We start from the raw sequence: 19,779 nt of genomic DNA, 5'->3' as shown, positions 1-19,779 counted from the left end.
TGCGCTTGCGCTGAATGCCCATCGCGGGTGCGGGCATGGCAACGGCCTGCATCGCGGTACGGACTCTCCGCTGGGGATCAGGGAAACATTTCAGCAGCACCGCACGCCCCAAGGCGAGGTGACGCTAGCGGCACCATCCCGCCAGACCGGAGGCCGATCAGTCTGCGGTTTGCACGCACACCTGGTTGCGCCCAGCGCTCTTGGCTTGGTACAGCGCGGCATCCGCCATGGCCATCAAAGAGCGGCCTCCCAGACAGTCGCCCGTTCTCGGCGTCACGCTGGCAACGCCGACGCTGATCGTGACCACCTGCACTTCCGGAGCTGCGGCGTTCTCGAGGCCTTGCATTTGAACGTCCTGGCAAAGATGGCAGGCTATCTGCTCGGCCTGAGCAAGCGTGGTGTTGGGCAGTAACACCACAAACTCTTCCCCACCAAAGCGGAATGCAGACCCATCCCCCCCTTGCACCTGCTGCTCAAGGACGTGGGCCACTTGCTGCAGGCACACATCCCCCTGCAAATGGCCATAGTGGTCGTTGTAGCTTTTGAAATGGTCGATATCGATCACCAACACCGCCAAAGGCTGGCTGTCACGCATGGCATGTTCCCATGCCTGATCCAATGCCTCATCCAGGGCGCGGCGGTTGGACAGCCCGGTTAAGCTGTCTTTGCGTACCTGGTGCTCCAGCAAAGTACGGTATTTCTCCAGGGCCTGGTCCGTCGCCTTGCGCTGTGTGATGTCCTGGATGGTTCCTATGATTTTGGCCGTTTGATCGTATGCAGCGGCATCTTCCATTTCGCACCAGCACTCCAACATATGCGTATGCGACTGCATGAGTTGGGGACGCAGTTCGAACTCAATTTTCTGCACCGTCCCGAAACGCCGTACCTTGAACAGCTTGCGCAGCGTGCGTTTGATTTGTTCTGCGGGTATGTAGCGTGCCAAGTCGGAAAAATTCAGTTGCCGCTGGCCTTGCGTTCCCAATATCTCTGCCGCCATCGGGGACAGCATGATCTTCCGGTTTGAAAAATCGATCGAAAAAAAGCCCAGCAATGCCGTTTTCTGCGCTCGCTCCAGCCACTTCATGTGGTTTTCAAGTTCGACTTTGAGCACATGTTCGCGCTGACCCGTACGCCAGATCCAGTACAGCACCGTGGACAACATGAGTAAGACTGAAATACCGATCAGCAGGCCCAAGAAAACCCCTTCCTTGCGCTGATCGTGGGCAAATGCCTCAGTCACATCGATTTTGCTCACCAGCAACCACGGAGAATCCGGCACCACGCCACTGGCTGCCAGGACCTGGTGCCGCCGATAGTCTCGGCCGTAAAAAACGCCACGAATACCCGCAAAGGCCTGCACGGACACCAGATCATCCTGGTCGATGGAGGCCAGCCGTTCCAAAGGCTGGGAGATGCGATGTCGCAACGAATTAATGTGCACCACGTCCGAGCCTTCACGCTGCAACAGCATCGATTCCGCAGTGGCACTGCCTTGCTGAATGGCATTCAAGAGTGGAAACAGGTTGGCGCGCAAGTCCACCACCATCCACAGCACCCCCAGAGGCTGCAAACCATCGTACAAAGGGGTGAACACGGAAAACATGGGATACGCAAACTGGGTCTGCCGGTAAGGCTCGACCACCACCGCCTGAGCTTGCTGCAAGGCTTGCTTCAACGCCGCCTGTTCACGCTCAGGGAGCATGCGGTTATCCGCGCCCGCCGTTGTCACCAGGACGCGCCCCTCGGCGTCCAGTAACAGCACCTTGGCAAATTCATTGCGCTCTGTCAGGCTGCGCAGACGGTTCTGCAAATCATCCAGAACCGGTGCTTGCGGCTGAGCCAGCCATCGCGACAAAGCCTGAGCAAACAACCGGTCGTCCATCAGCGACTCGGCGGCGGCCAACGTGCGTGCCCGCCACTTGGCCAAATTCTGGAGCACCTGGTCGTTGCTGCTCTTGAGGGCGCTCTCTATCTGGTGGCGATAGCGCAGTTCACGCTCCGTATAGACGTGTATGCCTGCCCAAGCGAGTACCAGCTGCACGATCACCACAACGGCGATCACATGCCAGAGATGTTTGCCTTTGTACTGTTGAAGCTTGTGCATGCCGATTCAGCGATCTGCCGGCGCCCCCTGGACCATACCGGTACGCCAGTTCCCTGAGCTTATCCGCGCGTTACAAAGATGAAAGCCAACCTCGCAACATGACTCGTAGCGTCAAATAACTGCTGACAAGCCGCGTGCGTTTGGTCAATTATCGGATACTGATTGATGCATACGGTCATCGCAGCCAATAACCAAGGACGCCATGTTCCCTCTCATGCCTGTACCGAACATTCCTCGTCGCCGTTGCCTCCAGCAATTGGGCGCAACCGGCTTGGCGGCTTGTCTGCCACTCTCCGCTATTGCCCAACCCCGGCGTGACAGCGTAACGCTGAATATTGCACTGGAGCCTGATGGCCTGGACCCCACACGATTTGCAGCAGCCGCCTGCGGCCAGGTGGTGCTCTACAACATTTTTGAGGGCTTGGTCAAAATCAGCGAAAACGGAGCCGTCGAACCGTTGCTGGCATCCCGCTGGCAGATCGACGCCAGTCAACGCATCTACACCTTTGAGTTGGTGCCGAATGTGCGCTTTCACGATGGCGCTGCGCTGGATGTGGAGTGTGTGCTCTTCAGCTTTCGCCAAGCACAGGCTCCGAACTCTCCAAACAAGGCCAAGAAAAGCGTCTTTGACAACATTCAGCGCATGACCGCCAAAGGCGCTCTTCGCTTCGAGCTAGAACTGCGCAATCCTGATCCACATTTTCTTTTTCACTTGGGAGAAGCCAGCGCAGTCATCCTTCACCCTAATTCAGCCGCCTCTGCTGCCACGCAACCGATTGGTACAGGTCCGTATGCATTTGTCAGGTGGCGCAAGGGACACAGTGTGCAAATGCGCAAGTCTGCGACCTTTCGAGCACCAGAAAAAGCAGCGATTGAGCACGCCACGTTCCGTTTTATCAATAATTTGGAAGAGCAGGCTCGAGCCTTGGAGCAAGGCGAGGTGGATGTCTTCATCAATTTCATCACACACGATCTGCACCGCTTCCACGGCGATCCGCGCTACCAAGTGCTACTGGGCTCTTCCAGTGGCAAAGGCATGCTGGCCGTCAACCACCGCCACCCTGTCTTGAAAGATGTACGGGTACGCCGTGCAATCACCCATGCAATCGATCGCCAAGCTTTCGTCAGCAGCATTTTGCAAGGCAAAGGCAATGTCATCGGCAGCCACTTTGCCCCTACGGACCCTGGCTTCCTGAATCTTGCGCACCTGCATGCTTACAGCCCGGAGCGTGCCAAAGAGCTGCTCCAACAAGCTGGCATGAAGACGCCCCTGGAACTCACGCTGACCCTGCTTCCCGTTCCGTACGCCCGCGAAGGAGGCCCCTTCATCGCCGCGTATTTGGAGAAAGTTGGCATTCGGGTGCACCTCCAGCCAGTGACCTGGCAGGAGTGGCTGAGCAATACCTTCCAGGGGGACTTCGATCTGACGCTGATCAACCATGTCGAACCGCTGGATCACATGATCTATGCCGATCCCGGGTATTACTTTGGCTATGACAGCGCAGATTTCCGCGACCTGACGCAACGTCACGCAGCATCCCGCAACCCGCGTGAGCGCCAACTGTTGTACGCTGCCATGCAACGCTATTTGGCCCAGGATGCCGCCAACGTCTGGTTGTTCAATTCACAGGTCAGTGCCGTGGCGCGCAAGGGACTGCAGGGCCTGTGGATGAACTACCCCATCTTCACGCATGACATTGCGTCCTTGCGCTGGGCCAGCTAGGCACCGCAGGTGACGGGCGCGCGCACGGTGCCGAATCAGAGGGCACGCGGCACATTGCAGCCGTCCACCACCCTGCGCTCTGCGTGACGCCAGCGGCGCTGGCGCGGCCCGCCAGGGAACGGGCGAGTTGCTGCGTGCTGTGCGCTGCGATCAAAGGCCGCGGACGGGCCAACCTCTATTGCGCCCTGCCACGGCGCGCAGGCCTCAGCCCAGCGGTCTGGGCTCGGCGCCCACGGTCGTGGCCGGTAGCCGGTGCACCTCGGCCAGCAGGGCCGCCAGGCCGACCCCTTGCGTGCGGACAGCCCGGTCACGACGCTGACGCACTGGGTGGTGGAGCACGGCCGGCCCGGCCCCGTGACCGCCTAGGCCGCGGGCCATCCCACCGGGTGTCAGGCCTGGGGCTAGGATGCGTCTGACACATGGCGCCGTGGCCTGCAGGGCGCCGTGGATTCCGCCCATCGGGTACCACCGGAGCAGCCCATGACCCATGAAGAAAGATTCACCACCTCGCACTGGAAGACCCTGCTGCAGCAGGTGGTGCTGGTGGTGCTGGAGGTGCAGCACATGGCCAGCATCTGCCAGGTTGCGCTGGACGCCCCTGGCGTGGCCGAGCGTGTGCTGGCCAACGATGGGTACGTGGCCGGCCACAGCAACCCCGCCGCGTTCAAGAAGCTGCGCGATCTGATGCTGCTGCACCATGCCGTGACCCGGCAGATGGTGGACGAGCTGGGCGGCACGGCGGCCGTGACCATTGCCGAGCAGGTGCGCCAGCACCTGGCCGCCCACAGCCACCACGACCCCGATGCGCCCTAAGCACAGGCGCAAGGGCATGCCCCGGCTTACACGGCGTCCGGCAGCCAATGCTCGCTGGGCCGGGACACGGTATGCACCTCCAGCGGCTCGCTGCGGTCGCGCACAGGCACCGGCTGCGCAGCACCCAACTGGCCGTCCACCTGCGCCAGCCGGGCCACATAGGCGGATAGCACCAGGCGCACCTGTGCCACCTTGGAATACTCCTGCAGCCGGCTGGCGGTGTTGACCACCTCGCCCACGGCCGTGAACGTGGTGTTGTCGGCAAAACCGACGCGGGCCAGCAACACGCTGCCGGCGTGCATGCCCATGCCGAAGTCCAGCCGCTGGCCGAACTGCTCGGCAAAGCTTGCGCTCCAGGCCTGCATCTGCGCCTCGATGCGTGCGGCGGCCTGCACGGCTTGCCGGGCCGCCGTCGGCAGATCCGACGTGCGCCCGAAGATGGCCATGATGCTGTCGCCAATGAATTGGTTCGCCACCCCGCCACAGTCGTGGACGGCACTGCCCACCAGCGCGAAGTAGCGCTCCAGCACCCAGGACAGATCGACCGGCCACTGCCGCTCGGACAGGGCGGACCACTGGCGCAAGTCGACAAACAGCACCACCACCTCGTGCTCCTGCCCGGGTGCGGCCTCGGTGGCTGCGCTGCGCTCCCGGAACAGCGGCGTGACCTGCACATCCCCGCGGGGGCGCAGCTGGCACGCCAGCCGCACATCGGCCGGGGCCTGCACGCGCGCCAAGGTGGCGCGCTCATCGCGCGAGGGCTCGGGCAAGGCCGTGCCCAGGCTGCGCACCCGCACCCGGCAGGTCGAGCAGCGCGCCCGCCCGCCACACAGGGACAGGTGGGGAATGCCGTGGCACCGGCTGGCCTCCAGCACCGACCAGCCCACCGGGACCTGCACGCTGCGCCCCGGGTACTCCAGACGGATCTGCGCGGCGCCACGCGACCGGGCCTGCAGGCTGCGCAGCAGCCAGGGCACAGCCACCGCCAGCGCCAGCAGCAGCCCCCAGGTCCAGCGCACGCCCCATTTCACCCACTGCGCACTGTCGGCCACCTGGGCAGAGGCATAGGCCGGCGCCACCGGCGCCTGCCCGGCCCCCAGCTCCCGGCCCATGGACAGGACCCCGAGCACGGCCAGCACCGGCAACAGGGTGGCCGCAGCCAGCAGCACCGGCTGGCTGCGCTGCCACAGGCGGCGTGCCCGCCATGCGAAGTGCAGCCCCATGCAGCCATGCACCCAGGCCACCGTCAGCAGGCTGAGCTGCAGCGCAACACCCCAGGGGGTCCACAACAGGGCCACCACGCGCTCATAGTGCGTGGGCACCTCCCAGACCGAGGAGACCCAGCGGGTCGCCGCGAAGTGGGCCGCCAGCAGCAGCGGCAAGGCCAGGCCGCACCCCAGGCGCACGGCTTCGGCCACCGGCATGCGCCAAGTGCGCCGCTGCGCCGCCGCCAGCAAGGCCAGGCTGGCATGCACCAGCAAGGCGCCGTACAGCACGCCGGTGCCCGGCAGCGAATGCCAGACCGCATGCAGGCCCTCGCGCACCGCCTCGGCCGCGCGCAGCGAGACCAGGCCCGTCGCATGGTTCAGCAGGTGCAGCAGCACATAGATCCACAGCACCCAGCCACTGCACCAGCGCAGGCCGCGCACCGAAAGCCACGCCCCCGACTGTGGGGGGCGTCGCGTCATCCAAGGCTTCAACAAGGGAAATCGGTGCATGGGAGAAAATGGCGGTCATGGGCTGCGCGCAGTGTGCCCGGCACACCGGCCTGCGCAGCCTTTGGTGTCGGGTTCCCGCAGAAGGTTCACTCACCCGACAGGGCGGCGTGGCTGCCGCACGGCCGGGGCACCGGCCCCTGCCGCTTTTTTCGCTGTTGCTCGCCACCATGTCCCGTCCTGCCGCTCCCTCCCTCCTGGCCTTGCGCCGCGTGCACCTGCTGGCAGAGTGCAGCGACGCCACCCTGCAACGGATCGCAGCTCGCTGCCACTGGCGCAATGTGGCCGCCAAAACCCCGGTGTTCACCCGCGCCTCCGCAGGCAGCGATGTCTACTTCCTGCTCAGCGGGCTGGTGCGCATCACCACCTACTCGCAGCAAGGGCGGGAAGTCTCCTTCCGCGACCACGCCCCGGGTGAGCACTTTGGCGACCTGTCCGCCATCGATGGCGAACAGCGCTCTGCCGACGTGATCGCCCTGCAGGACAGCCAGCTGCTCAGCTTGGGCAGCGCCGATTTCCTGGAGTTGCTGGAGCAGGAGCCCCTGCTGGCACGCCGCATGCTGCAGCACCTGACCCAACTGGTGCGCCAGCTGACGCAACGCGTGCTGGAGCTCAGCACCCTGGGGGTGCCCGCGCGCCTGCATGTGGAACTGCTGCGCCTGGCCCAGGACGTGCAGCCCGATGGCAGCGCACGCATCGACCCCATGCCCACCCACGCCGTGCTGGCCAGCAAGATCAGCACCAACCGCGAGCAAGTGGCGCGTGAGCTGGCTGCCTTGACCCAACAAGGCCTGCTGCGCAAGGCCGGTTCTAGGGTGCTGCACATCGCATCCCTGCACGATTTGCAGGCCCTGGCGGCAGCCGCTACCACCCACGCGGGCGATTGAAAAAACTGTGCGTTTAGGCACATACGTGCCGCGGGCCAATCCAGACACTGGAGTCCATGCAGCCAGTACCGCGCTGCCCCACTCCAAGGATTGAATGTCATGCAATTTGCCCCACACCTGCGCGCCCTGACCATCGTATCGGCCTGCATGGCCGCCAGCACCGCCTTTGCTGCCCCGAACGCGGTGGTTTCGCAAGAAGTCTGGGCCGGCCCCGAACCCGTCGTGGTGGGCCAACCGCTCACACGCGCCGAAGTCCAGGCCGACTGGGAGCTGTGGCAGCAGGCCGGGCTGGATGCCTATGTCCAGGGGGACCGCAGCTTCGCCAACGACCCCAGCTATGAGGCCCGCCTGGCGCAGTACCAGCAATCGCGCAAGGGCACGGCCTACACCGCGCTCGTCCAGCGCCTGCAGGCGCAAGCCCAGTAAGCCGGTAGCCCGGCGCAGCTTCCCCCCTTGCTTCACAGGCTTGTTATGAACGCTTCATTCACACCCCTGGCCTCTTTGCTGGCCCGTGTGCTGCTGGCCGCACTGTTCCTCTACAGCGGCTTTGGAAAACTGATGGCCCCCGAAGGGTCCATGGCCTATATCGCCAAGGCCGGCTTGCCCCTGCCCATGCTGGCCTATGCCGGCGCCCTATTCGCCGAACTGCTGGTGGCGGGCGCCTTCGTCCTGGGCTACCGCACACGCTGGAGTGCCTGGCTGCTGTGTGGCTTCACGCTGATGACCGCCGTGGTGTTCCACAACAACTTCGCTGACAAGATGCAGCTGCTGCAGTTCATGAAGAACCTGTCGATTGCCGGCGGCTTCCTGCAGTTTGCCCTGTGCGTCCCCGGCGCCTGGACGCTGGACCACAAGTTCGGCCGGGCGCGCTGAGCCCCGGGCGTGCACCGCGGCGCACCGGCGCCCATTCCCCCAGGCACGCTCACAGCAGATGCCTGACCCGTGCGGACCTTCACCGATTGCGGCGGAGGTCCGCTCGCGGCCTTGTAGAGAAGCCAAAGGGAGGCGGCCACGCGCGCCGCCCAAAAAAGCCGCTGTGCGGGGGCAATGCCCGCCCGCGCCGGGAGCGTTTCAGCCCAGGGGGCTGGGCTCGGCGCCCACGGTCGTGGCCGGCAGCCGGTGTACCTCGGCCAGCAGGGCCGCCAAGCTGACCCCCACGGCCTCCACCAGCGCCTGACCGCGCGCCGCATCGGCCGCAGCGGCGTTGCCGGCCGCACCGCAGGGGTTGTAGTCCTGCATGGCCCAGCCCAGCTTGGCGCTTTTGCCGTTGCCCAGAATGGGATAGTCCCGGGCGCGTTCCTCGGAGGTGGAGGCGAAGTTCTGCGCGTGCTGCATGCGCACCAGCGCGGGCGCCAGGTGCAGCAGCATCGAGGTTTCCATTTCCCCGCCGTGCACGCCAAAACGGTGTTCGTGGGCACTGAAGGCCGCATCGGCCCCGTGCAGCGGCAGGTTGAACCAGCTGCTGTGGTACACCAGCAGCCCGCACTGCATGCGCAGCTGGCGCGCGACGATGTCCATGCTGCTGACGTTGCCGCCGTGGGCGTTGAAGATCAGCAGCTTGTGCACGCCGGCGCGGGCCACGCAGGCGCCGATTTCGGTCCACAGCGCCAGCAGCGTGGCGGGCGACAGCCCCAGCGTGCCAGCGTAGCTGGCGTGTTCCAGGCTCAGCCCGATCTGCTGCGTGGGCAGCACCAGCACCGGCACCTCGGCCGGCAGATGCGGCAGCGCGGCGGCGACCATGCCGTCCACCAGGGTGCTGTCCACCGACAGCGGCAGGTGCGGGCCGTGCTGCTCCACCGCGCCCACGGGCAGCACCGCCACGGTTTGCGCGGCCAGTCCACTGCGCTGCGCCAGGGCGAAGTCACGGGCCGACACCCCGGCCCAATGGCGCGCGGGCCAGGCCGTCAGCGGCACATCGGGGACATCGGGCGGGTTCACGGGGAGGGGGAAGGAGCACATGGCCCTGATCTTAGAGCGTGTTGCGGCGGTACGCCGCCGCCCGGCCGAAAGGCGCCCTGCGGAAGGAACCACAATACGGTTTCCGCCTCCAAGCTTTGCCATGCCGATATCTGCCCCCGCTTTTCTCCGCCGCCTGCCCCTTGCCTGGGCGCTGATCCTGTTGAGCCTGCTGCTGGTGTGCGGCGCCGCGCTGCCGACCGCGGCCCAGGCGCAGCTGCAGCTCAAGCTGGGCGGCGCGGCGGCGCAGGGGCCCTCCGATACCGTGGTCACGCCGCGCGTGCGCGCCCAGCTGGTGGCACTGGCGCCCGAAGGCATCGCCCCGGGGCGGCCGCTGGCGCTGGGCCTGCGCATCGAGCACCAGCCCGACTGGCACACCTACTGGAAGAACGCGGGCGACTCCGGCCTGCCCACGCAGCTGACCTGGCAGCTGCCGGCCGGCCTGCAGGCGGGCGAGATCGCCTGGCCCGTGCCCCAGCAGATCCGCGTGGGCGACATGCTGAACTACGGCTACGAAGGCACGGTGCTGCTGCCCGTGCCGCTGCAGGTGGCGCCCGACTTTGTCCCCGGCAGCGACGGCGGGGTAGACATCCGGCTGCACGCCAGCTGGCTGGTGTGCCGCGTGGAATGCATTCCGGAGGAAGGCAACTTCCTGCTGCGCCTGCCGGCCTCCGCTCCCCAGAGCCTGTGGAGCGCGGCCTTCGAGGCCGCCCACGCCCAGGCGCCGCTGGCGCTGGACACGGCCCAGGCCAGCGCCAGCGCGCCGGACGGCGGCGAGCGCCTGCAGCTGCGCGTGGCCGGCCTGCCACAGGCGGCCCACGGCCAGACCCTGGCGCTGTACCCCGAGACCGCCGACACCCTGGTGCATGCCGCCGTGCTGGGCCAGGACTGGCACCAGCGCTGGGACGGCGCCGTGTGGACCGCCGACGTACCGCTGTCGCCGATGCGCGGCGAGGCCCCGCCCCAGCTGCCCCTGGTGCTGGGCCTGCCCGCCACCGGCACCGACGTGGCCCACGCGCCGCCCGCCCAGGCCTGGCGCGTGCAGGCCACGGTGCAACAGCCCTGGCAGGCGGCCCAGCTGGCCAGCGTGTCGCCCGCGCTGGCGGCAGCCCTGGCCGCCAACCAGCAGGCCGCGGCCACGCTGCCGGCCCCGCCCGCGCCCAGCGCCAGCGCCGCCACCTGGCTGCTGGCCGTGCTGGGCGGCTTGGTCGGCGGCCTGCTGCTCAACCTCATGCCCTGCGTGTTCCCGGTGCTGGCGATCAAGGTCATGGGCTTTGCCCGCCATGGCACGGACACCGCGGCCCAGCGCCGCCACGGCCTGGCCTATGCCGCCGGCGTGGTCCTCAGCTTCCTGGCCCTGGGCGGCGTGCTGCTGGGCCTGCGCGCGGCGGGCGAACAGCTGGGCTGGGGCTTTCAGCTGCAGTCGCCGGCCGTGGTCGCGGCGCTGGCCGCGCTGTTCACCCTGATCGGCTTGAACCTGGCCGGCGTGTTCGAGTTCGGCCACGTCCTGCCCAGCCGGGTCGCCAACCTGCACGCCCGCCATCCGCTGGGCGATGCCTTCCTCTCCGGCGTGGTGGCGGTGGCGATTGCTTCGCCCTGCACCGCGCCGTTCATGGGCGCCTCGCTGGGCTTTGCCGTGGGCCTGCCGGCGGCGCAGGCGCTGTCGGTGTTTGCGGCCCTGGGCGTGGGCATGGCCCTGCCGTATGTGCTGGTCAGCTGGGAGCCGGCGCTGCTGCGCTGGCTGCCCCGCCCCGGCGCGTGGATGGACACCTTCCGCCGCGCCATGGCCTTCCCCATGTTCGCCACCGTGATCTGGCTGGTGTGGGTGATCGGCCAGCAGACCGGCATCGACGGCGCGGCCACCCTGCTGGCCCTGCTGCTGTGCCTGGCGGCCCTGGCCTGGACGCTGACGCTGCGCGGCCGCACGCGCGCGGTGCTGGCCCTGCTGGTGCTGGCGCTGGCCGGGTGGCTGGCCCACAGCCTGGGGCGCAACCTGCTGGAGCCCGCGCCGGTGGCCACGGCCACCTCGGCGCGCGACACCTGGCAGCCCTGGTCGCCCGACGCCCAGGCGGCGCTGCTGGCCGCCGGTCGCCCCGTGTTCGTGGACTACACCGCCGCCTGGTGCGTGACCTGCCAGGTCAACAAGCGCACCACCCTGGCCGATGCCGAGGTGCTGGCCGACTTCGCGCGCCGCAACGTGGCCCTGCTGCGCGCCGACTGGACGCGGCGCGACCCGGCCATCACCCAGGCCCTGGCCGCCCTGGGCCGCAACGGCGTGCCGGTCTACGTGCTGCTGGCACCGGGCCAGCCCCCGGTGGTGCTGACCGAGCTGCTGTCGCGCCAGGAAGTGCACACGGCCCTGGCGCAGCTGTAAAAACCAGAGCGGCTGGCGCACGTCTAGACTGAATTTCAGATCAAAAACCATCTGAAACAGCCTATGGACGCGCGCCAGGCGCTCTTTTTTCAGATGGCCATAAAAAAACCGCTGCCGGTCCCCAGGGGCGCGGCAGCGGTTCGGTGTTGGCGTGGACCAAGGTTCGGTTGCTTGTGAAGGGGATCAACCAGCCTTCACCCAAAATTCTTCATCAGCCCACGAACGGTATTGTGCAAGCGGCAGATGACAGCCAGATGACGCATCCAGCCCCCTGGTTGCTGGAGCACCAGGCAGGGCATGCCGCAGCGGCCCTGACCACCGCACGATCCCACGTGGACCACGGCGATGGTCCCCATGACCGCCCCCTGGCCTGCGCCCCGCTCAGATCAGCAGCTGGATGATGAGCGCGTTGACGATGTCGACAAAGAAGCCGCACACCAGCGGCACGATGATGAAGGCCCGGTGCGCCGCGCCATGGCTGCGGGTGACGGCCGTCATGTTGGCCACGGCCGTCGCGGTGGAGCCCAGGGCGATGCCGCCAAAGCCCGCAGTGATCACCGCCGCCTCGTAGTCGCGGCCCATGCAGCGGAACACCAGCCACAGCGCGAACAGCACGGTCATGCCGATCTGCAGCGCCAGCACGGTCAGCACAAAACCCATCACGCCCTGCAGCGCCCACAGCTGCAGGCCCATCAGCGCCATGGTCAGGAACATGCCCAGGCAGATGTCCGAAATCATGGCCAGGCCCTGGCGCATGCTGTGCCAGTGGAACTGGCCCAGCTTGCGGCGCTTGCGCGACAGCATCCACTGCCCCAGGGTGTTGCGCAGCACGATGCCGCCGATCAGGCAGCCGACGAACATCGGCAACTGCAGCCCGGCCTCGTGGAACAGCGGGGTGATCACGCCGCCCAGCATCAGCGCCATGTTCAGCCACAGCCAGGCGCGCAGCACGCCGTAGTAGTCCAGCGTGACGGTGAGCTGCTGGTTGGGCACGCCCACATCCAGCGGCCGGGCGCCGCTGCCGTGCACGGCGTGGCGGCGCATCAGGTAGCTGGCAATCGGGCCGCCGATGGTGCAGGCCGCAATCATGCCCACCATGTTGCTGGCCATGCCCAGCTCGACCGCATTCGCGATCCCCAGGCGCTCGACGAAGATCGGCCCCCAGGCCAGCGTAGTGCCCACGCCACCGGTCAGGGAGATGGAGCCGGTCATCAGCCCGGCGCGCGCATCCAGCCCGAACAGCTGCGCCACCCCCATGCCCAGCAGGTTCTGCAGCACGATGAACAGCGTGGCCAGCGCCAGCAGGATCAGCAGCGGCTTGCCGCCCTCCTTCAGGGTGCGCAGGTCCGAGCGCAGGCCGATGGCTGCGAAGAAGTACAGCAGCAGGGTGTCGCGCACGTTCAGGTCGAACTCGATGCGCGTGCCCAGCAGCGCATACGCCAGGCCCACCACGCAGGCGCACAGAAAACCGCCAACCACCGGCTCCGGCACGCTGTAGCGGCGCACCACGCCCCAGTGTGTGGCGATCTTCTGTCCGGCAAAGAACAGCAGGATGGCCAGGGTGAAGCTCTGGAAGGCGGGGATGTGCAGGGTCTCGGGCAGGGTCACGGCGGGCAAGTTGGCAGCAAGATGTAACAAAACAAAGCCGGCGATTGTGCATGAAGCCGGCAGACGCACCAAACCACGGCTTGCGCTGTATCAGTACACCTGCAGCTTGCGTCCAGTACTGCGCGGCGGGCACAGGGCGGCCCGGGGGCATCCGGTACACTGCCCGCTCCCCAGAACCGTCTGTCAGCCCGGGCCCCGCGCCCAGGCTGCGGTCCTTTCTCCGTGCGAGCGCCCATGTCTTTTGCCCCCCTTCTGAACGACACCTTCCTGCGCGCCTGCCGTCGCCAGGCCACCGACTACACCCCGCTGTGGCTGATGCGCCAGGCCGGGCGCTACCTGCCCGAGTACAAGGCCACGCGCGCCCAGGCCGGCAGCTTCATGGGCCTGGCCACCAACGTGGACTACGCCACCGAAGTCACGCTGCAGCCGCTGGAGCGCTTCCCGCTGGATGCCGCCATCCTGTTCAGCGACATCCTGACCGTGCCCGACGCCATGGGCCTGGGACTGTCGTTCGCCGAAGGTGAAGGCCCGCGCTTTGCCAAGGTGGTGCGCGACGAGGCCGCCGTGGCCGAACTGGCCGTGCCCGACATGGACAAGCTGCACTACGTGTTCGACGCCGTGACCAGCATCCGCAAGGCCTTGAACGGCCGCGTGCCGCTGATCGGCTTCTCGGGCAGCCCCTGGACCCTGGCCTGCTACATGGTCGAGGGCAAGGGCAGCGACGACTACCGCCTGGTCAAGAGCCTGATGTACGCGCGCCCCGACCTGATGCACCGCATCCTGGCCGTCAACGCCGACAGCGTGGCCGCCTACCTGAACGCCCAGATCGACGCGGGCGCCCAGGCCGTGATGATTTTCGACAGCTGGGGCGGCGTGCTGGCCGACGGCGCGTTCCAGGAATTCAGCCTGGCCTACACCAAGCGCGTGCTGGCGCAGCTCAAGCGCACCGGCGTGGATGGCACCGACGTGCCGCGCATCGTCTTCACCAAGGGCGGGGGCATCTGGCTGCCCGACATGAAGGACATCGACTGCGAAGTGCTGGGCCTGGACTGGACCGCCAACCTGGGCAAGGCCCGCGCCATCGTCGGCGGCGCAGTCGGTGGCCCCGGCAAGGCGCTGCAGGGCAACATCGACCCGAACGTGCTGTTCGCCCCACCCGAGCAGGTCGCCGCCCAGGCGCGCGCCGTGCTGGACAGCTTTGGCCGTCCGCACACCGACACCACGACGAACGGTCCCACCCACATCTTCAATCTGGGGCATGGCATCAGCCAATTCACCCCACCGGAACATGTGGCCGCCCTGGTCGAGGCCGTGCACAGCCACTCGCGCCAGCAGCGCCAGAGCGCCGCAGCCACGCCACAGCACTGAGCACCCACTCACATGCAGTTTGTAAGTTTTCGGCTTACAGACTGCATGGCAGACCGGGGCGCGGCAGGACGCCCGTTTGCAGCCAAAAAACAACAACTCCGCCCAAGCAGCGGGCATCCCCCTGAGATTTACACGCACTTGACATGTGCACGGCCTTCGACTTATGCACAACTTGGTGCATGCAGCCACCGGCCTTGCTTGCCCCCAAGGCTATAGCAAAAAATCACGCCTTATCGTAGCAAGCCATTGTTTTAAAACACAAAAGTTCGTCACACCTTTGTCATGCCCGATTTTTTTCCCGCGCATGCCTTTCGGGCGACGCCAGCTGTGGTAAACAATCCCCACAAAGTTATCCACAGAAACGTCCCGTGCTTCGGGACTTCCTTCTCCGACACGCATGTCTGACCCGGCTCCTACACCGCATGTAGTGCATGTGGCGGTCCACACCCCCATGCACAGCACGGTGGGCGGGCCTTTGAGCTACACCCACCCCAGCCCCCTGCCCCCCGGCACCCTGGTGCGCGTGCGCCTGGGCACACGCCCTCTGCTGGGGGTGGTCTGGGAGGCACCCCAGGACGCCGAACCGGCACCGGCGCACGTGCAGCTGCGCGCCCTGGACGCCGTGCTGCCCCTGCCCCCGCTGGATGCCAACTGGCTGCGCCTGGTGGCCTTTGCCGCCCGCTACTACCAGCGCAGCCTGGGCGAGATCGCCATGGCCGGCCTGCCCCCGGCGCTGCGCAGCGCCACGCCAGAGCAGTTGGCCAAGCGCCTGCAGCCGCCGGCGCCCAAGAAGCCCCCCCGCAAGTCCGCCCGCGCCGCCGCCGAGGCGGCGGTGGAACCCGTGGCCGCTTTGCCCGCCCCGCCCGAGGCGGCCGTCACCCTGAGCGCCGAGCAGCGCGACGTGGTCGACCAGATCGCGCAGCACCCCGGCCCCTTTCTGCTGTACGGCAGCACCGGCAGCGGCAAGACCGAGGTCTACCTGCGCGTCGTGCAGCGCGCCCTGGAGGCCGATCCCCAGGCCCAGGCCCTGGTGATGGTGCCGGAGATCAACCTCACGCCCCAGCTGCAGGAGCGCTTTGCCACGCGCTTCGCCCCGCTGTTCGGCCCCCAGTCCGTGGTCAGCATGCACAGCGGCATGACCGAGGTGCAGCGCCTCAAGAGCTGGCTGGCCGCCCACCAGGGGCAGGCGCGCATCCTGCTGGGCACGCGCATGGCGGTGTTCGCCAGCCTGCCGGGGCTCAAGGTGATCGTCGTCGACGAAGAGCACGACCCCAGCTACAAGCAGGAAGAAGGCGCGCGCTACTCGGCGCGCGACCTGGCGCTGTGGCGCGGCCATGCCTGCGGCGCCCAGGTGCTGCTGGGCAGCGCCACGCCCTCGCTGGAAAGCTGGCACGCCAGCGACCCGGCCGTGGGCCGCTACCTGCGGCTGCACATGCCCAGCCGCATCGGCGCCGGGGCCTTGCCGCGCGTGCGCCTGGTGGACATGCGCCAGCAGCCCAAGCGCACCGTGTTCGCCCCGCCGCTGCTGGAGGCCATCACCGCGCGCGTGCAGCGGGGCGAGCAAAGCCTGGTGCTGCTCAACCGCCGCGGCTTTGCCCCGGTGCTGTTTTGCACCGATTGCGGCTGGAAAAGCGACTGCCCGCACTGCAGCGCCCACCAGGTGTTCCACAAGGGCGACCGCAGCCTGCGCTGCCACCACTGCGGCCACACCCAGCGCGTGCCGCCGGCCTGCCCGTCCTGCGGCAACCCCGACATCCTGCCGCTGGGCAAGGGCACGGAGCAGCTGGAGGAAGAGCTGGCCCGCCTGCTGCGCAACGTGCAGCGTCCGGACGGCCAGCCGGCCCGCGTTGGCCGCATCGATGCCGACACCACCCGCCACAAGGGGGCGCTGGAGGCCCAGCTGGCCCAGGTGCACGAGGGCGAAATCGACGTGCTGGTGGGCACGCAGATGGTGGCCAAGGGCCACGACTTCCGGCGCATCACCCTGGTGGCCGCGGTGCAGCCGGATGGCGCCCTGTTCTCCAGCGATTTCCGCGCCCCCGAGCGCCTGTTCTGCCTGCTGATGCAGGCCGCCGGCCGGGCCGGGCGCGATGCCGGCTACGTCAGCGACCAGGGCAGCCAGCCCGAGATGTGGGTGCAGACCGCGGAGCCGCAGCACAGCGTCTTCACCGCCCTGCGCCAGCACGACTACCCGGCCTTTGCCGCGCGCCAGCTGCAAGAGCGGCACGACGCCGGCATGCCGCCCTTCGCCTTCCAGACCCTGGTGCGCGCCGACGCCAAGACCCAGGCCGCGGCCCAGGACTTTCTGCGCGCCGTCAGCGACGCGGCCCGCCAGGGCCAGCTGCCGCACCTGGACGACGTGTTCCTGTACCCGCCCATCCCCATGAGCGTGCAGCGCGTGGCCAATGTGGAGCGCGCCCAGATGCTGATCGAGGCCGCCGACCGCCGCGCCCTGCAAAGGTTTTTGCACGCCTGGCAGCCCTGGCTGCACTGGGTGCGCAGCCAGCCCCAGCACAAGGGCGTGGTGCGCTGGCTGATGGATGTGGATCCGCTGTCGCTGTGAAAAGCGTTTTGCAACACTTTTTGCCAGTTCACCCATATCCCGCCTGCGCAGGCCGCTCCTGATTTGTGCGCGCCCCGCTGGGCTCGGTGTTTGTCCGAATGCCAGACGGGCGCGGATGTTGCATCGTGCGCAGCAGCAACTGCCCGCCGGGCGGTGCACTTTCTTTTTTCGGGAACTTCCCATGTCTCTGACTTCCACCTTCCGCCTGAGCCTGATCTCGGCGGCCCTGGCCCTGGCTGGCTGTGCCTCGCAGGCGGCCGGCCCCGGCACCGCGGCGGCCCCAGCCGCTGCCGCTCCCGCCACCACGGCGGCGGCCCCCGCCAGCGCCAAGCCCCATGTGGTGGTGCTGGCCACCGGCGGCACCATCGCCGGCGCAGGCGCCTCGGCCATGAACAGCGCCACCTACTCGGCCGCCAAGGTGCCGGTGGACAAGCTGCTGGCCGGCCTGCCCGAGCTGGGCAACATCGCCAAGGTGTCCGGGGAGCAGGTGTTCCAGATCGCCTCCGAGAGCTTCACCAACGACCACCTGCTGAAGCTGGCCCAGCGCGTGTCGCAGCTGGCCAAGCAGGCCGACGTGGACGGCATCGTCATCACCCACGGCACCGACACCCTGGCCGAGACCGCCTACTTCCTGAGCCTGACGGTGCACACCGACAAACCCATCGCCGTGGTCGGCTCCATGCGCCCCGGCACCGCCCTGTCGGCCGACGGTGCGTTGAACCTGGTCAACGCCGTGAGCGTGGCCGCCTCCAAGGACGCCAAGGGCAAGGGCGTGTTCGTCACCATGAACGACGAGATCAACACCGCCCGCGACGTGAACAAGGACATCAACATCCAGACCGGCGCGTTCCAGAGCCAGTGGGGCCCACTGGGCATGGTGGTGGAAGGCAAGAACTACTGGTTCCGCGCCCCGGTCAAGCGCCACACCAACCAGTCCGAGTTCAACATCGACAGCATCACGGCCCTGCCGCAGGTGGACATCGTCTACGCCTACGGCAACGTGCAGCCCACGGCCGTGAACGCCCTGGTCGCCGGCGGCGCCAAGGCCATCGTGCACGCCGGCACGGGCAATGGCTCGGTGGCCGACCGCATGGTCAAGCCGCTGCAGGACGCGCGCGCCAAGGGCACCGTCATCGTGCGCGCCTCGCGCGTGCCGTATGGCTTCGTGCTGCGCAACGCCGAGCAGCCCGACGACAAGTACGACTGGGTGGTGGCGCACGATCTGCGCCCCGAAAAGGCGCGCATACTGACCATGCTGGCCCTGGCCAAGGGCGCCAGCACGCAGGAGCTGCAGCGCATGTTCTGGGAGTATTGAGCCCCTCTGAGGCGCGGTGCGCCTTCCCCCTCCCGCGCGATGCGAGAGGGGGGCGCCACTGGCGCGGCGGTGCGGCCCTGGCTTGATGGTCACGTGCGGGGCCACGCCCGATGGCGCAGACAGGTCTCCCATCAGCGCCCAGTGCAGTCCCTGACTGTGCTGGGCGCTCTTGTTTTCACGAGCATCTCTCGCGCACACCGCCCACGCAGCGTGCCGCCAGGCACGCACCGGCACCGCCAGGTCACCAAGCCGCCAGGCAGTACGCACCCGGCACCGATACGCGTCAAATTGCCTTCCAGCCCAGTGCCCACCTGCGCTGCACGCTCTTATTTTTTCAGCAACAGATCCACCACCAGCGAAAAGCTCACAAAGGCCAGCGCCGTGCTCACCAGGATGATGCGCGCCACGCGCCCGCCGTGGGCGCCGAAGCGCTCGGTCAGCAGCGACACATTGCTGGCACTGGGCAGGGCCGCCACCAGCACCAGGGCCACCACCGTCTCAGGGGCCAACGCGGCGCCGGCCGCCAGCGCCAGCTGGCAGGCCAGCCAGACCAGCAGCGGGTGCAGCAGCAGCTTGGCCAGGGCGATCGGCACGTAGTGGCGCGCGGCCACCTGTTCGTGCTGGTTCATCTGCGAACGCGCCAGCACCGCCCCGATGGTGAACAGCGCCACGGGCGAGGCTGCCCCGGCCAGCATGGCCACGGTCTGGTCGATGGGCCCGGGCAGCTGCAGCGCGCTGGCCGAGGCCACGGCCCCCAGCGCAATCGCCCAGGGCATGGGGTTGGTCAGCATGCCGCCCAGGGCCTTGCGCAGTGCCGGCAGGGCCCCGCCTTCACCCTGGCCCAGGCGCGACAGCGCGATGCACAGCGAGGTGGTGATCAGCATGTCGATGGCCATGGTCAGGATCACCGTGCCGGCGCTGCCCGCGCCCAGCAGCGCCACCAGCAGCGGCACGCCCATGAAACCGGAGTTGGGAAAGGCCGCCACCAGGGCGCCAAACGCGGCGTCGTTCCAGCCCCAGCGCCGGCGCGTGGCCAGCACCGTGCCGGCCACCAGCAGCAGGCCGCAGCCCAGGTAGACGGCACCGACCACCGGGTCCAGCAGTTGGGCGATGGGCGTCTGCGCCCCAAAGCGAAACAGCATGCACGGCAGCGCGAAATACAGCACAAAGGTGTTCAGCCCCGGAATGGCGGCCAGCGGCAGCACCCCGCGGCGTGTGGCGATGAAGCCGCACAGCACCAGAGCGAAGAAGGGGAAGGTGACAGCAAGAATGGACAGCACGGTGGGCGATTGTGGCAGCAGCGCCCGGACGTTCGCCTACACCGCTTACGCGCAGGCGACAAGTGTTGCCGTC

General features: G+C 67.6%; 14 protein-coding genes. 9 read left to right on the top strand and 5 right to left on the bottom strand.

What is annotated here, in order from left to right; genetic code table 11:
- Nucleotides 1-157: 157 nt before the first annotated feature.
- Entirely contained in the window at nucleotides 158-2,104 is a 1,947-nt protein-coding gene (locus KAQ61_RS18105) for a sensor domain-containing diguanylate cyclase (RefSeq protein ID WP_210930054.1), read from the bottom strand.
- Between the two features lie 214 nt (nucleotides 2,105-2,318).
- On the opposite strand from KAQ61_RS18105, the gene KAQ61_RS18100 reads away from it, so the two are divergent.
- Nucleotides 2,319-3,827 carry an ABC transporter substrate-binding protein gene (locus tag KAQ61_RS18100; RefSeq protein ID WP_244982943.1) on the top strand — a complete coding sequence of 503 codons (1,509 nt, stop codon included), beginning with the start codon at nucleotides 2,319-2,321 and terminating at the stop codon, nucleotides 3,825-3,827.
- Nucleotides 3,828-4,307: 480 nt separating this feature from the next.
- Nucleotides 4,308-4,640, top strand: coding sequence for a hypothetical protein (locus tag KAQ61_RS18095; RefSeq protein WP_210930052.1), 333 nt, complete (start codon nucleotides 4,308-4,310; stop codon nucleotides 4,638-4,640).
- A gap of 26 nt (nucleotides 4,641-4,666) precedes the next feature.
- Here the strand turns inward: KAQ61_RS18095 and KAQ61_RS18090 are convergent, their stop codons facing one another.
- Complete coding sequence (locus tag KAQ61_RS18090; RefSeq protein ID WP_210930051.1) at nucleotides 4,667-6,328, bottom strand: adenylate/guanylate cyclase domain-containing protein; 1,662 nt, start codon at nucleotides 6,326-6,328, stop codon at nucleotides 4,667-4,669.
- 197 nt (nucleotides 6,329-6,525) lie between these two features.
- Here KAQ61_RS18090 and KAQ61_RS18085 point away from each other — a divergent pair, with 197 nt between their 5' ends.
- The 3 genes from KAQ61_RS18085 to KAQ61_RS18075 all read left to right on the top strand — a co-directional run bounded on the left by KAQ61_RS18085 (nucleotide 6,526) and on the right by KAQ61_RS18075 (nucleotide 8,115).
- The gene (locus tag KAQ61_RS18085; RefSeq protein ID WP_210930050.1) at nucleotides 6,526-7,242 is read left to right on the top strand and encodes a Crp/Fnr family transcriptional regulator; all 717 of its coding nucleotides are present in this window, start codon (nucleotides 6,526-6,528) and stop codon (nucleotides 7,240-7,242) included.
- Nucleotides 7,243-7,341: 99 nt separating this feature from the next.
- On the top strand, nucleotides 7,342-7,668 hold the full coding sequence (locus KAQ61_RS18080) for a DUF4148 domain-containing protein (protein WP_210930049.1): 327 nt from the start codon (nucleotides 7,342-7,344) through the stop codon (nucleotides 7,666-7,668).
- A gap of 45 nt (nucleotides 7,669-7,713) precedes the next feature.
- Nucleotides 7,714-8,115, top strand: a complete 402-nt coding sequence (locus KAQ61_RS18075; RefSeq protein WP_210930048.1) for a DoxX family protein — start codon at nucleotides 7,714-7,716, stop codon at nucleotides 8,113-8,115.
- Nucleotides 8,116-8,313: 198 nt separating this feature from the next.
- On the opposite strand, the gene KAQ61_RS18070 is transcribed toward KAQ61_RS18075, so the two are convergent.
- A complete protein-coding gene (locus KAQ61_RS18070; RefSeq protein WP_042413676.1) occupies nucleotides 8,314-9,201 on the bottom strand; it encodes a creatininase family protein in 888 nt (295 codons plus the stop codon).
- A 100-nt stretch (nucleotides 9,202-9,301) separates the two neighbouring features.
- Here KAQ61_RS18070 and KAQ61_RS18065 point away from each other — a divergent pair, with 100 nt between their 5' ends.
- Nucleotides 9,302-11,572 (top strand): protein-disulfide reductase DsbD family protein, encoded by a 2,271-nt coding sequence (locus KAQ61_RS18065; protein ID WP_210930047.1) that lies wholly within the window; start codon nucleotides 9,302-9,304, stop codon nucleotides 11,570-11,572.
- Between the two features lie 381 nt (nucleotides 11,573-11,953).
- On the opposite strand, the gene gltS is transcribed toward KAQ61_RS18065, so the two are convergent.
- A complete protein-coding gene (gene gltS, locus KAQ61_RS18060) occupies nucleotides 11,954-13,180 on the bottom strand; it encodes a sodium/glutamate symporter (RefSeq protein ID WP_231499166.1) in 1,227 nt (408 codons plus the stop codon).
- Nucleotides 13,181-13,414: 234 nt separating this feature from the next.
- Between gltS and hemE the strand changes: the two genes are divergently transcribed.
- The 3 genes from hemE to KAQ61_RS18045 all read left to right on the top strand — a co-directional run bounded on the left by hemE (nucleotide 13,415) and on the right by KAQ61_RS18045 (nucleotide 18,426).
- Entirely contained in the window at nucleotides 13,415-14,548 is a 1,134-nt protein-coding gene (hemE, locus tag KAQ61_RS18055; protein ID WP_210930046.1) for a uroporphyrinogen decarboxylase, read from the top strand.
- 397 nt (nucleotides 14,549-14,945) lie between these two features.
- Complete coding sequence (priA, locus tag KAQ61_RS18050) at nucleotides 14,946-17,111, top strand: replication restart helicase PriA (protein ID WP_210930045.1); 2,166 nt, start codon at nucleotides 14,946-14,948, stop codon at nucleotides 17,109-17,111.
- A gap of 181 nt (nucleotides 17,112-17,292) precedes the next feature.
- Entirely contained in the window at nucleotides 17,293-18,426 is a 1,134-nt protein-coding gene (locus KAQ61_RS18045) for an asparaginase (protein WP_043382704.1), read from the top strand.
- Nucleotides 18,427-18,752: 326 nt separating this feature from the next.
- On the opposite strand, the gene KAQ61_RS18040 is transcribed toward KAQ61_RS18045, so the two are convergent.
- Nucleotides 18,753-19,706: an AEC family transporter gene (locus tag KAQ61_RS18040; RefSeq protein ID WP_042413692.1), complete on the bottom strand. Its 954-nt coding sequence runs from the start codon at nucleotides 19,704-19,706 to the stop codon at nucleotides 18,753-18,755.
- Nucleotides 19,707-19,779: the final 73 nt, after the last annotated feature.

The organism is Comamonas aquatica (assembly GCF_018064205.1).
Taxonomy (GTDB): domain Bacteria; phylum Pseudomonadota; class Gammaproteobacteria; order Burkholderiales; family Burkholderiaceae_C; genus Comamonas; species Comamonas aquatica.
The sequence above is the reverse complement of the archived record's forward strand: the minus strand, read 5'-3'. Positions and strand labels throughout refer to the sequence as shown.

Excerpts from the sequence above, each read along its gene's own strand:
- KAQ61_RS18105 (WP_210930054.1), bottom strand. The coding sequence starts at position 2,104 with ATGCACAAGCTTCAACAGTACAAAGGCAAACATCTCTGGCATGTGATC.
- KAQ61_RS18100 (WP_244982943.1), top strand. The coding sequence starts at position 2,319 with ATGCCTGTACCGAACATTCCTCGTCGCCGTTGCCTCCAGCAATTGGGC.
- KAQ61_RS18095 (WP_210930052.1), top strand. The coding sequence starts at position 4,308 with ATGACCCATGAAGAAAGATTCACCACCTCGCACTGGAAGACCCTGCTG.
- KAQ61_RS18090 (WP_210930051.1), bottom strand. The coding sequence starts at position 6,328 with ATGACGCGACGCCCCCCACAGTCGGGGGCGTGGCTTTCGGTGCGCGGC.
- KAQ61_RS18085 (WP_210930050.1), top strand. The coding sequence starts at position 6,526 with ATGTCCCGTCCTGCCGCTCCCTCCCTCCTGGCCTTGCGCCGCGTGCAC.
- KAQ61_RS18080 (WP_210930049.1), top strand. The coding sequence starts at position 7,342 with ATGCAATTTGCCCCACACCTGCGCGCCCTGACCATCGTATCGGCCTGC.
- KAQ61_RS18075 (WP_210930048.1), top strand. The coding sequence starts at position 7,714 with ATGAACGCTTCATTCACACCCCTGGCCTCTTTGCTGGCCCGTGTGCTG.
- KAQ61_RS18070 (WP_042413676.1), bottom strand. The coding sequence starts at position 9,201 with ATGTGCTCCTTCCCCCTCCCCGTGAACCCGCCCGATGTCCCCGATGTG.
- KAQ61_RS18065 (WP_210930047.1), top strand. The coding sequence starts at position 9,302 with ATGCCGATATCTGCCCCCGCTTTTCTCCGCCGCCTGCCCCTTGCCTGG.
- hemE (WP_210930046.1), top strand. The coding sequence starts at position 13,415 with ATGTCTTTTGCCCCCCTTCTGAACGACACCTTCCTGCGCGCCTGCCGT.
- priA (WP_210930045.1), top strand. The coding sequence starts at position 14,946 with ATGTCTGACCCGGCTCCTACACCGCATGTAGTGCATGTGGCGGTCCAC.
- KAQ61_RS18045 (WP_043382704.1), top strand. The coding sequence starts at position 17,293 with ATGTCTCTGACTTCCACCTTCCGCCTGAGCCTGATCTCGGCGGCCCTG.